Annotated in this window: 9 protein-coding genes; 1 reads left to right on the top strand and 8 read right to left on the bottom strand. The window is 29.2% G+C overall.

Annotated features, from left to right (window positions below; translation table 11 throughout):
• The first annotated feature begins 105 nt into the window (after positions 1–105).
• Positions 106–1,557, top strand: a complete 1,452-nt coding sequence (locus tag IC219_RS07570) for an aminoacyl-histidine dipeptidase (RefSeq protein WP_227824723.1) — start codon at positions 106–108, stop codon at positions 1,555–1,557.
• A 316-nt stretch (positions 1,558–1,873) separates the two neighbouring features.
• Here the strand turns inward: IC219_RS07570 and IC219_RS21995 are convergent, their stop codons facing one another.
• The 8 genes from IC219_RS21995 to pheT form a co-directional block, all read right to left on the bottom strand.
• Complete coding sequence (locus IC219_RS21995; RefSeq protein ID WP_227831288.1) at positions 1,874–4,342, bottom strand: diguanylate cyclase domain-containing protein; 2,469 nt, start codon at positions 4,340–4,342, stop codon at positions 1,874–1,876.
• Positions 4,343–4,580: 238 nt separating this feature from the next.
• Entirely contained in the window at positions 4,581–5,402 is an 822-nt protein-coding gene (locus tag IC219_RS07560; protein ID WP_227483011.1) for a nitroreductase family protein, read from the bottom strand.
• 104 nt (positions 5,403–5,506) lie between these two features.
• A complete protein-coding gene (locus IC219_RS07555) occupies positions 5,507–5,983 on the bottom strand; it encodes an NUDIX hydrolase (protein WP_227433465.1) in 477 nt (158 codons plus the stop codon).
• Positions 5,984–6,194: 211 nt separating this feature from the next.
• Positions 6,195–6,773 carry an HD domain-containing protein gene (locus IC219_RS07550; RefSeq protein WP_227433466.1) on the bottom strand — a complete coding sequence of 193 codons (579 nt, stop codon included), beginning with the start codon at positions 6,771–6,773 and terminating at the stop codon, positions 6,195–6,197.
• Between the two features lie 103 nt (positions 6,774–6,876).
• Positions 6,877–9,402 (bottom strand): U32 family peptidase, encoded by a 2,526-nt coding sequence (locus IC219_RS07545; protein WP_227483012.1) that lies wholly within the window; start codon positions 9,400–9,402, stop codon positions 6,877–6,879.
• Positions 9,403–9,527: 125 nt separating this feature from the next.
• Positions 9,528–10,211 carry a YoaK family protein gene (locus IC219_RS07540; protein ID WP_227433468.1) on the bottom strand — a complete coding sequence of 228 codons (684 nt, stop codon included), beginning with the start codon at positions 10,209–10,211 and terminating at the stop codon, positions 9,528–9,530.
• Between the two features lie 203 nt (positions 10,212–10,414).
• Positions 10,415–11,005 carry a cell division protein ZapA gene (zapA, locus tag IC219_RS07535; protein ID WP_227433469.1) on the bottom strand — a complete coding sequence of 197 codons (591 nt, stop codon included), beginning with the start codon at positions 11,003–11,005 and terminating at the stop codon, positions 10,415–10,417.
• 23 nt (positions 11,006–11,028) lie between these two features.
• Complete coding sequence (pheT, locus tag IC219_RS07530; RefSeq protein WP_227831289.1) at positions 11,029–13,422, bottom strand: phenylalanine--tRNA ligase subunit beta; 2,394 nt, start codon at positions 13,420–13,422, stop codon at positions 11,029–11,031.
• Positions 13,423–13,435 lie beyond the last annotated feature (13 nt).

The following is a 13,435-nucleotide window of genomic DNA, read 5'->3' as shown; positions in this document are numbered from 1 at the left end:
ATAATCTGTTAAAAAATCTTCTTTAATATTTTTTAAAGGAGTTTATTTTAGCTTATTTTATAAAAATAGCTACTTATATAGATAAATTAAGGAGGAACACAAGTCATGGGAAACGTATTAGAAGGATTAAAGCCAGAAAATGTTTTTAAAAACTTTGAGAAAATATCTCAAATTCCTAGAGGTTCTGGAAACGAGAAAGGCATAAGTGATTATTTACTTAGCTTTGGTAAAAATTTAGGGCTTGAAACTATCCAGGATGAAAGTTTAAACATAATAATAAGAAAGCCTGCTACAAAAGGATATGAAAATTGTCCAGGAGTAGTTCTTCAAGGACATATGGATATGGTTTGTGAAAAAGAAAAGAATGTTGAACATGATTTTCTTAAAGACCCTATAAAATTAAGAATTAATGGTGATATGATATACGCTACTGGAACTACTCTTGGAGCTGACAATGGTATCGCTGTTGCTATGGGTATGGCTATATTAGAAGATAATACTTTAGAGCATCCAGCATTAGAAGTTTTAGTTACTGTTAATGAAGAAGATGGTATGAACGGTGCTGATGCATTAGACCCAAGCTTAATCAAAGGTCAATATATCCTAAACATGGACTCCGAGGAAGAAGGATATCTATTAGTTAGTTGTGCTGGTGGTAAAACTTGTGTTGTTAGTCTACCTGTTGAGTACAAAGAAGTTGGAGCTGACAAGCAAGCTTTATTAGTTGAAGTTACTGGATTATTAGGTGGACATTCTGGTATGGAAATTGTTTTACAAAGAGCAAATGCTAACAAAGCAATAGCTAGAGTATTAAGCGTACTAGATGTTGATTACGAATTAGTTTCAGTTGATGGTGGTACTAAGCATAATGCTATACCTCGTGAAGCTAAATGTATAATAGCTGTTGATAAAGCTGATGTTGAATCTGCTAAAAAACAAATAAATGATATTTTAACTGCATTTAAACATGAGTTTACTACTTCTGACCCTGATATGGCTTATTCAGTAGTTGAAACTTCTGCAACTAAAGCTCTTACTAAAGACTGCAAAGAAAAAGTTATTCAAATGTCAAGCTTAACTCCTCATGGTGTTCAATCTGTAAGTCTTGATATAGAAGGATTAGTTGAAAGTTCTACTAACTTTGCTATAATTGAAACTAAAGAATCAACTATTGAATTCTTAACTTCTGTTAGAAGTTCTGTTATGTCTATTAGAGATGAGATAGCTGATAGAATAAGACTTTTAGCTCAAGCTTTAGGTGCTGACTATGGTCTTACATCTCAATATCCAGCTTGGGAATTTAAAAAAGGTTCTAAATTAGAAAAAATATGTAGTGAAACTTATGAGAAATTAACTGGTAAAGTTCCTACTGTTATGGCTCTACATGCTGGTCTTGAGTGTGGATTATTACTTGATAAACTTCCTCATGCTGAAGCTATCTCTATAGGACCAGATATGTTTGATGTTCATACTCCAAAAGAACACGTTAGTATACCTTCTATTGCTAATGTTTGGGATTATGTTATTGAAATATTAAAATCTATGAACCAATATTAAAACTAAGTTTTAAGAAGCAGATTTTAATTCTAAGTAAATCCATATAAAATTAACCTGTAAATTAATACTAATGTTAGCATCAAGTTTAATTTTAGTATTAATTCATAGAAATAAAGCCTAATGATGATAATAACATACGTCATTGGGCTTTATTATTTTTACTTTAAAAAGATTTATTAGATACTTTTTATTTAAAAATTTATTATATTTTTATACTGAATCTTATATAAATTAATACATCTCTTTTATGTACAATTATACAAAACTCGTTCAATTGTATCTTATTTACAATTTTTATAGTAAATCTTACTAAAAATTATACTCCTACTATTTTAAATTTATTTCTTCCTTGCTTCTTAGAATCATAAAGAGCATCATCTGCCATTTGATATAATTCATCATATTTCTGTCCATATTTTGTTATTACTACACCCATACTTATAGATATGCTTTTCCCACTTGGCAGTTTTATGAGGTGAATTTGTTTATATACTTCATTACATTTATTGATAAGTTCTTCCTTATTTATTATATCTTTAATATAGATACTAAACTCGTCTCCACCCAATCGACCAACAATATCATTTTTTTCAAAACTTCTAGCAAGTACTTTTGCAACATCAATTAATATTTTATCTCCAATTAAATGCCCATAAGTATCATTAATAGACTTAAAATAATCAATATCTAAAATTAACAAAGCTCCATTTTTGTTAGGAGATAAATTAGATAAACTTTCTGTAGTTAACTTTCTAATATATGCTGAATTAAGAATATTTGTTAAGCCATCTTTTTGAACCTTATCCAGTAACTTATCTTTTTCCTCTTTTTCAGAATCAATATTAGATATTTTTCCAATTACATACACTGGTACACTTTTTTCATTATAAATTATTTTTGAAGTAATTCTAATCCAGTGACAACTACCATCAGCGCATATAGAATACATTTCAGTCGTCCCATTCTCCTGTGACTTGATTACATCAAAAAACTTTTTATTATGTTCTATTTCAATCTCACTCATAGCACTCTTACTTATACCATAATAAGTACTAATTCCTTTCCCTTTCATAGAAACTATCAATTTATCTCGTTTATAATCATATTCAAAAAAGTATTCACTTGCCATTTCATAAACTTCAGCATGCTTTTTAAGTTCCAAAGATATTTTCTGATTCATACTTTTACGTGTATGCAGGCTCCATGCCATACCTCCAATAATGCAAAGTAATAAACTAGCAACTATTAAAATAGTTTCAATTGGATTTTGTTGCATAATATAAAGTAGTGAAAAGTCTTGTCTATATGTAGTGTTTTGATAGATAATTGATTGCATCTTTTCTGATGGAATGCTTATAATAGCTTTATTAAATATACCCAATAATTCCTGCTTACTTGGTTTAACTATTCCAAAGCAAATACTCTGTGATTCATAAGTCTGTGGAACTAAACGTACGTTTTTGTACTTAGGTTGATTAATATAGTACTGTATAGAATATCCTTCTCCATAAGTATAATCTGCAAACCCTTTGTTAACAGCTTCTATACACTCTTCCAAAGTATCATACCATATGACATCCCCATTAAAATAATTATCATAACCAGTCCCTTTAGGTAGAGCTAGACGTTTTCCATCTAAACTATTTTCATTTAATTTGTTATTAATCATCATAATATATTGGGTGGAAACAAATGGTCGAGACATAGTCACATTGTGTTTACGAGAATCTTCATAATCATAAATCATTCCTGCTACAATATCAATTTCATGATTTTTAGTCATTTTATCCAAATCTTTTTGTGACTTTACAGGCACCAGTTCAAACTTCAATCTAGTTTTATCAGATATGTGATTTAATAAATCTATTGATATACCCTTTAATTCTCCTGTTTTTTTATCTATGTTTTGAAATGGTGGCTTATTTAAAAGTACTCCAACTTTTAATGTATCTATATCTTTAATATATGTAGTTTCATCATCAGACAAAATCATCTTACTATTTTCTGGTGTAAAATATTTTTCATACAAAGCAGTCGAAAAATATGGGTCTGTCTGTTCGATATTATTAATTGCTGAATTGAGTCTTTGAGTTAAGTCTGTACTTCCTTTAGGTGTAATAAAATAGAATGGCTTTGGTGAGAATTTAGCTATAGTACGCACACCTTCCATTGGACTCACACTCACATTAAGCAGTGCATCTGCTTCACCAACCTTTAGTGCTTGTAATTGTTCTTCTTGTGACTTACAATATACCAATTTAGGTGATATTAAATTCATCTTGCAATATTCATTTAATTCTTTAAGCCTAGTATTAGAATTCTCTATTACAGCAATACGAATTTCTTTCATAGCTTCTAACCTTATACTATCAATAGCTGTATTTTCATATAATACTTGTAATACTGTATTTACTACTCCATAACTATTACCTGCATAATTATACAATTTTTCCATCTGCTCATTGTATAACATGCTTCCCATTATATCAATCTCACCTTTTTCTAACATTTTCATTAGTTTTGTAAGAACTTCATTTTCATCACCAGATACTTGAACAAATTCATAATTCCATCCAGTATATTGTGCAATTTCTAACAGATATTCGTATGTATATCCAGAGTACTTACCTTGTTTATCTAGTTCAGTTAACCCTTTTTGAATAGGATAAGCAACCCGAATAGTACGATTATCACTACCTAGAGCATTGACATTAAAAGGAAATATGCAAGAAGTGAATATGGATGCAATTACAATAATTAATAAAAGTAATTTTTTTGAATTCACTACACTAATCCTCCATATAATTAAGATTTACAATGCAAATTACTACTTAAACTTTTAGATATGAAAAAGTAGATTAGCATAAAAAAGGATATAAAAATTTACTTAAAAATTTAAATATCCTCACCATATACAATATACCTAGATTATAACTGATTTATTTGATTATTACAACAAATTTACTATATTAAATGTATACATTATCTTGTGCTAATCTTGAGTATATAATACATTCTAAGTTCTATCTTATTTCAAATTTAGCACTATTTCTATTTACAGTTCTCTTATATTTTACACTTGGGTATCCCAATATAAATGAAGTTATAACTGCTTCATTATCATTCATTCCCAATAATTCCTTTAACTTTGGCTCTACATTTGATGCCATAACAAAGAATCCATTGTAGCACATTCCTAATCCTTGAGAATAAGCCATAAGCTCCATATTAGACGCAGCTAATCCACCATCTACATATACACTTCCTCCTAAAGAAGTATCACCAACTACTACCATAAGTAATGGTGCATCATAGAATAGAGAATCATATCCTTCTTCTTTATATCTTTTGTACATTCTCTTAAATGTATTTTTATATATAGAACGTACAGGGTCTTCATCATCAGTATTTAATGCCAAGTTATAAAGCCCTTCTATTGCTAATTCTTTTACTTCTTTTAGTTTTTCTTTTACTAATATGTATCTTATCGGTTGTCTATTTCCACCTGTTGGTGTGTATCTTCCTGCTTCTAATATGTTTTTTATTTTTTCTTCTTCTACCTCTATGTCTTTATAGCTTCTTATACTTCTTCTAAATTTGATAAAGTTTAGTAATTTTTCAGGCTCTAGTTCAAAATTTTCATGATTGAATTCTAATACTTCATTTTTATCAAATCCCTGCATTTCTATTGCATCTGTTGGACATATAGCCATACAGTGACCACAATTAATACAGAGAATATTTTTCACCTTTGCTTTATCTTCTTTAACCCTTATTGCATTTACAAGGCAGTCTGACTCACACATGCCACATCCTACACATTTGTCTAAATTTATGTCTATCATTCCAGATTATTCCTCCATTTTAAAATTTTTACTCTAGTATAAATCAAATAGTTGTCCTAGTCAATTTTTATTTTTTTAACAATACAGAGGCTTTAATTTTTTAATTAATCTAAAAAATTTACACTGTAATCTTTCAATTTACCATTATCATATGTTATCTTTGCACTAAAAATTTTGCCTTTTTTAGCCCAATCTAAAAATAATCTGTCGCCTTCCCACATATTTAAGTCAAATATTTTATCATTATCAACCCAAAGTAACTTGCCTTCTTTACAATTATCTAAATCTTTGTTAGATAAAGTTCCTTCAAATTCATCTGAAAAATACAAAAACATATACCAATCTTCTTCATCTTTAAATTTTGGAAAAGTTATCAATCCTTTGTATGTTAATGACTTAAGAGTAAGACCTGTTTCTTCTTTAACTTCTCTAACTATACATTCTTCTGGTGTTTCTCCCTGCTCAAATTTGCCACCAACACCTACATACTTACCTTCATGTACATCATCTTTCTTCTTATTTCTATACAACATTAAAGTCTTACTGTCTTTTTCTATATAACAAATAGTCGTAAGTTTCATATACTTCGCCTTACTTTCTCTTTTCTATTTTTCATTTACTTATTTTATATATTTAAGTTTATTACTATAATTACTGATGCAAAGAATCACTATAATTACTCATTGCAGTCAATTATTAACAAGTTGACCTTAAGTTTATATTAATTATAGTCATTTATTTAAACTAATTATTGTCAATTCACATTTTTAAATTTATTGTTATTTTCCTTATTTACTCATTTTCATTGTTTTCAAGTACATCACTAATATTTTTCATTGCATTAAGAGAAAGCTCTGCAAATTCATCAAATGGAATCCCTATATCTTCTATACTTCTCATTGCATCTCTATTTACATTTGAAGCAAATCTTGTTTCTTTCATTCTTTTAATTACAGATTTTGTCTTTACACTCGTAAGTTTTTTATCTGGATAAACTAAAGCTATTGCAGTTATAAATCCAGTTATAGGGTCTGCTGCATATATAGCTTTTTCCATTAAACTAGTTCTTGTAACCCCCATACCATCATGATGACCAAGTATTGCTCTATACATTTCTTCATCACCAAAATTTTCTTTTTTAAGAAGTTCTACAGTTGTTGTTGCATGACCTTCACAGATTTCTCCTGGTTTTCTTCCAACTATATCTGAATCCAAATCATGTAAAAGACCTGCAACCGCCCATTTTTCTTCTTTTTCTGGCTCTAGTCTTTTGGCTAAATCTTTCATAACTGCTTCAACTGCGTAGCAATGTTTTCTCATTCTATCAGTTTCTAAATACTTAAATAAAATGTCTAAAGCTTCTTCTCTCATTTTCAGTAATCCCCCTGTTTTTTCATAGATATGATATTTTTATATATTAATACACATAAATTCAAGAGTTTTTATATATTTATGTATATTTTTCATGTTATATCTATTCTACACCTTTATAGTAGTGTCCTGCAACTGTTCCAATTTCATCCAATTGCTTATATAAGTTAGTAGCTTTTTCTCCAAGTTTATAATTATTGTTTAAAACCTCAATATGAGCTTCAATAACTTTCTCTACCATTTCACTATTTTCCACTGTAAAATCTATTCTAAATACATCTACTCCAATCTCATCTAATTCATAAAGATTGTCCAACATACAGGTTACCTTTGAATTGTAAATAGTGCTTCTACAGAATATATCTTGTGTTATCCTATAACTTGCATCTGTAAAATCTCTTAGAGCATAACTGCTCTCCTTACATTTAGCTACTCTCTTATCTTTTTTACAATCTCTAACAACAACCCCCATAGGACAGTATTCTGTGACCATCATAGGCGTATATCCATATATCACTGCTTCAATTTCTGCATCTGTATATTTTAATGTTTGTTCAATTTCACTTAAATTTAACTCCTGTGATAAACAAACCGTATTTGCTCCTGTATCCCTAAAGTGATTTATACTTTCACTATTAAAAGTATTCAAATAGCAATCTATATTTAGATTTTTATCTTTAAAATAATCCATAGAACCCCAATTACCAATTTGAATTTTATTTAGCCCTTTTATATTATCTAATACTTCAAACTGTTTGTATTCTCTATTTCTAATAATTCTTGGTGCTGAATAGATTAATCTATCTTCAAAGCTAGATGTTCTTTCACTTGAAACATTTACATCATCTATATTTAATGAAGAATTTACACTATCTATATTTGAACTTAAATTAACTGATTCTTTAGAAATACTTGAAGCTATTTCCAAAGCTTCAAATAGCGTATTTATATCTTCATAATAAATTAAATCTACATTATATTTTAGTACTGATTCTAATTGCTCTAAATTCTTAACTTTAACTCTAAGTTTAGGAGTTGTATTAAATTCTTTATGTCGATTTATTTTAGCTGGTTTATATTTTAATTTACTTTCCTTAAATCTTCTCTCTTTTATCCTTATTCTTTCCTCATCCAAAAGCTCAATACAATCTCTTCTCATTTGATTTAATATACTTATAGGTATACTTACACCTTCGTCTAAATCAATGTCTATATCTTTTAATTTATAAGGCGTGTTTCCAAGTTTTTGAATCTGTGTTTCGATTTTTTCTTCACTTAAAGCAACTTTTATAGCTTTTTCAGCTACCTTTTCACCCTCTACAACTGCTTTATTACCACAAAAATCACTTATAGAGAGTACTGGCTTTTCACCCAATTTAATACTTACTTTTGCATTTATGTTAGTTTTTATAAGTTCTTTATCTTGCTGAAATGTAGACTGTACTTTGTCCATTAATTCACTGTCTGAAGTCTTGAATATAAGTTGATTTCTCTTTGCTTCCCCAATAAAATCTAATTCGATTAAATCTCCTTTGTGTGCTATTGTAGTTATCTCTCCATCTTTTATAATTCTTCCAATAGTTCCTCCACCTAAGTTGATTCCATCTCCTTTTTTAAGGGTATTCTCTAGTATCACTCTAAGTCTCTTTGTTTTTCTATTATGGTCTAAGACTTTTCCAACATATAGACCTTGATTGTTAGGTCTATCAGAATTCATTATATCCTTACCAACTTCACCTAATATATATCCTTTAGTAAACTTTCTATTGAAGATAGTATACAAATTATTTATTATTTCCTCAGAAATATTTATTTTATTCTCACTTATAAACTCATTAATCGCTTCTCTATATCCTGAAACTACAGTAGCTACATATTCTGGCTTTTTCATTCTTCCTTCAATTTTTAGAGATAATACCCCTGCTTCGATTATTTTGTCTAAATCTTCTATAGTACTTAAATCTCTAGGGCTTAATAAGTAATCTCCATTACTATTTACAACTTCACCTGTATTTATATCTATTAACTCATATTTTTGTCTACATGGTTGTGCACATCTTCCTCTGTTTCCAGACCTGTTTCCTATCATACTACTCATAAGACATTGACCTGAATAACATACACATAAAGCCCCATGCACAAATACTTCTACATCTACAGTTGTATTTTCACAAATCCATTTTATCTCATCAACATTTAATTCTCTTGCCAAAACTACCCTATCAAATCCTACGCTTTTAAGGTATTTTACATCTTCTAGCGAATGAGCTACCATCTGAGTACTTGCATGTAATTCAAAATCAGGTAGTAATTTTTTTATAAGCCTTGCCATACCTATATCTTGAACTATTAATGCATCAATATCTATATCATATAAAAATTTTACATACTCGACAAAATCTTCTATCTCATACTGTTTTATCAATGTATTTACAGTGACAAATACTTGTACTCCTCTTATATGACAATATTTAACAGCTTCAATCAACTCATTTCTATCAAAGTTATTTGCAGATGCTCTCGCACTAAAGTCTTTTCCACCTAAGTACACAGCATTTGCCCCATTTTGTACTGCTGCTTTCAAGGAATCAAAAGAGCCAACTGGTGCAAGTAATTCTATTTTTTTCATATTTTTCTCCTCTATATATACTTGTTAAACTTAATGTTATCATGTCTATAATTTACAAATTTACACTAAATTTATATACTACTTACTATATTTAAAGTATATCAAATAATGACTCTATTGTTTTGTTAATTTAAATTAAAAGAATCATCTTTATTGATAAACATAACTATAAAGACTACTGATAAAATAAGGAAACATATTAATATAGATTTTTCCACAAAAATCTTTGTAAAAACAGTTCCCAAAATAGCTCCCAAAATAAAGAATATAATAATAGCATAATACTGCAAACTCTTCTTTATCATAAAAATATTTTTAGTTTGCACATAATGAAATAGTGTTTCTGTAGCACTTCTTAAATTACCAGTACACATTGTTGTTGCAAATGTGTTGCCATTTACCTTTCTAAAACTCTCAACTTGCATTGAACAAATGAAAGATATAGCAACATTTACAAACATATTAAATTTTCCTTGAGGAATAAAAGAAACAATAAGTATAGTAATCATTTCAATTCCAATGATAACTTGTCGCCAATGAATCTTTCTATTATTATTTTTAAAATGATTTCTTATTTTTTCTGCTATCAACACCCCTAAAATAAAAGCCAAAATAGGAATAAAATAATAAAAAGATTTCCTGACATTACCTTCTGCTATGTTAAGACCAAATAAAACTATATTTCCAGTCTGTGCATTAGCAAATACTTTTCCTCTTACTACATAAGTATAAATATCTAAAAATCCTCCTGTTATTGCCAATAAAGCGCATAAGAAGAATGATTCAGACATCTGGCTCTGTTTTGTCATATATAAACATCTCACTTTCTATTGATAGATACCAAATCAAAATTCTTTTAGATATTATTTTTTATTTTAATATTTTAAAAAAATTTTATATTTACATATTATTTATACACTAGTTATATGTATACATTACATGTTATTTATATTTATTATTTATAAATTAAAAGAAGCTGTCTCAAAAAACAAGAGACAGCAAATCTTTTAATTTATTCCACGTTTTTTACATCATTATTTAACCCTGTACATTTTAGCTGTAAATCATAAGCCTTGTTTTGAAACTCAGAAGCTAAATTTTCAGCTATAGTAGCTCTTTCATTTGATTCTTCAAGCTGAGCAGTTAACTCTTCTATCTTGTTTTTATAAGCATCTAACTCGGCTTTAGAGCCTTCTGTTGTATTACTAAGTTCAAATATTTCTTGCTTTTTATTTTCTATAATCTCAATTAACTCTTTCATTTTAGCTTCAGTTTCACGATTTTCTGCTTCTTTTTCTGCTATTGTAAGTTTTAAAGATTTGATTTCTAATTGAAGTTCTTCGTTGGATGAACCAACCTTCTTGCTCAATTCTTCATTAGCTTTAATCAACCTCTCATTTTCATCTGAACATTCAAATAAAAGGTCTGATATATTTAATGCAGTTAATATTGCAGCAACTGATAAGCTTAGCTTCGGGTTTTGACGTGTTATCTTATCCATTTCTTTGTCAACAAAATCAGCAATACTAATCATAAATTTCTCTGACTTGTCTCCAACCATTGGATACTCAGCGCCATGGATTTTTACCATTACTTTGTTCATCCTAACCTCCCCGACATTAGTTGTTAATTTGATCTTAAGTTAGCATTCAATTTTTTGCTTAATTCACTTAATATCTTATCATGCACCTTAGCTACTTCTTCATCTGTTAGAGTTTTATCTTTACTTCTATAAGTTATTGAATATGCAATTGATTTATATCCAGCTTCTATTTGAGAACCTTTGTAAACATCAAATAATTTGTAGCTTTCTACTAATCCTTGACCATTTTCCTTTATTATATCTTCTATTTGTTTTACAAATACATCATCCTTAACAATAAGAGCTATATCTCTAGATGTAGATGGATATTTTGGTAATGGTACATAATTCTTTGTTCTATCAGAATTATCAAATACAAAATCAATATCTATTTCAGCAACATAAACTCTTTGCCCTAGATTGTAGTTTTCTATAACATCTGGATGCAATTCACCTAATGTACCTACATATTTATTATTATACACTATTTTAGCACATCTACCAGGGTGGAAGGTAGTATTATTATCTTGAGGTTCAATTTCATAATCTTTAAATCCTACATTTACAAGTACAGTTTCTATAGCTCCCTTTAATGCAAAGAAATCTACATCTTTACCATACATACCTACACACATTCTATTTGCTTCCATAGGAAGTTCTGAATCTTGTGGTGTGAATATATGTCCACACTCAAATGCTGATACTTCTTCTATCTTATGAGATATATTAGTTGATAAAACATCTAACATATTTGGTATTAAAGTAGTTCTCATTACAGAAGTTTCTTCTCCTAATGGGTTCATCAACTTGACAAAGTTTCTCTTTATATTACCTTCTGGTACTCTTATCTTGTCAACTCCCTTAGGGCTTACAAATGAATATGTTAATATTTCATTTAATCCTACAGCAGTTGAATTATTTTTTAGCGCTTCCATGAATTTTTGTTTTGGAGTTTTAACCCCTGCTGTTGTATTTCCTTCTAATTGTACAGAAGGTATATTTTCAAATCCATAAATTCTAGCTATTTCTTCCCATACATCAGCTTCTTGCTCCATATCTGTTCTGAAACTTGGTACATCTACTTCTAGCTTATCATCAGCAATTAAATTGCATTTAAATTCTAATGATTCTAAAATTCCTACAAATTGTTCCATTGGTACATCTACACCTAAAAGATGGTTGATTCTTTGAGGATTTACTACTAATTTTTTAGGTTCTGGTTTATTTGGATATACATCAACAGTTCCTTTTAATACTTTTCCAGCACCTAACATTTCAACAAGTTGTACAGCTCTATTTGCTGCTATTTCTGCAAGATTAGGGTCTAAGGCTTTTTCATTTCTTGAAGATGCTTCTGACCTAATTCCCACTTTTTTAGCTGTCATTCGTATGTTTTCTGGCTTGAAATTGGCACTTTCGAAAAGTACAGTCTTTGTCTTGTCAGTTATTTCTGAGTTTGCACCACCCATTACACCAGCTAGACCAAGTGATTTTTCTCCATTTGTTATAACTAACATATCTTTGTCTAATGTTCTTTCAACATCATCTAGTGTTACAAGCTTTTCTCCATCTTTAGCAGTTCTTACTACTATTCTTCCTGTTTCTACTTGATTTATATCAAAAGCATGAAGTGGTTGACCAAGCTCTAACATTACAAAGTTTGTTATATCAACTATGTTACTTATAGGTCTTACACCTGCTTCTGTAAGTCTTCTTTGCATCCAGTATGGAGAAGGTTCTATTTTTACATCAGTTACCATTTTAGCAACATATCTTCTACATAAATCTGGATTATCTATCTCAACTTTGAAGTCTATTTCCTCGTCACTTTCTTTTACTTCTATTTCAGGATATTTTACTTTTGTTCCTATAGTTGCAGCTGCTTCTCTAGCTATCCCCATCATACATTTGCAGTCAGGTCTGTTTGAAGTTAATTCAAAATCTATTAAAGCATCATTTAATCCTAAAACATCTTTTACATCTTTTCCTAATTCATAAGAGTCTTCGTGGTCTAAAATATATATACCACCTCTTTTGTATTCTTCAATATAATGTTCATCTATACCTAATTCAGCTGCTGAACACATCATACCATCTGATAATTCACCTCTGAAGTCAGTTTGTTTAATTTCAACTCCTCCAGGTAATTTAGAACCATTTACAGCTACTGGAATATAATCTCCTTCTGATATATTTGTAGCTCCTGTAACTATTTGAACAACTTTATCTCCAACATCTACTTTAGTTACAACTAACTTATCAGCATTTGGATGTTGTTTTATTTCTAAAATCTTTCCAACTAATATATTTTCTACTTCTTCACCATAATAATCTATTGTTTCAACTTTAGTTCCTGTCATTGTCATTTTATCAGCGAACTCTTTTACATCCATGTCTATATCGACATAGTCTCTAAGCCATTTTAAAGATACTAACATCTACACACCCTCC

Source organism: Clostridioides sp. ES-W-0018-02, from assembly GCF_020658175.1.
Taxonomy (GTDB): Bacteria; Bacillota; Clostridia; order Peptostreptococcales; family Peptostreptococcaceae; genus Clostridioides.
This window is presented reverse-complemented; position numbering and strand designations above follow the sequence as displayed.

Excerpts from the sequence above, each read along its gene's own strand:
- IC219_RS07570 (WP_227824723.1), top strand. The coding sequence starts at position 106 with ATGGGAAACGTATTAGAAGGATTAAAGCCAGAAAATGTTTTTAAAAAC.
- IC219_RS07560 (WP_227483011.1), bottom strand. The coding sequence starts at position 5,402 with ATGATAGACATAAATTTAGACAAATGTGTAGGATGTGGCATGTGTGAG.
- IC219_RS07555 (WP_227433465.1), bottom strand. The coding sequence starts at position 5,983 with ATGAAACTTACGACTATTTGTTATATAGAAAAAGACAGTAAGACTTTA.
- IC219_RS07550 (WP_227433466.1), bottom strand. The coding sequence starts at position 6,773 with ATGAGAGAAGAAGCTTTAGACATTTTATTTAAGTATTTAGAAACTGAT.
- IC219_RS07545 (WP_227483012.1), bottom strand. The coding sequence starts at position 9,402 with ATGAAAAAAATAGAATTACTTGCACCAGTTGGCTCTTTTGATTCCTTG.
- IC219_RS07540 (WP_227433468.1), bottom strand. The coding sequence starts at position 10,211 with ATGACAAAACAGAGCCAGATGTCTGAATCATTCTTCTTATGCGCTTTA.
- zapA (WP_227433469.1), bottom strand. The coding sequence starts at position 11,005 with ATGAACAAAGTAATGGTAAAAATCCATGGCGCTGAGTATCCAATGGTT.
- pheT (WP_227831289.1), bottom strand. The coding sequence starts at position 13,422 with ATGTTAGTATCTTTAAAATGGCTTAGAGACTATGTCGATATAGACATG.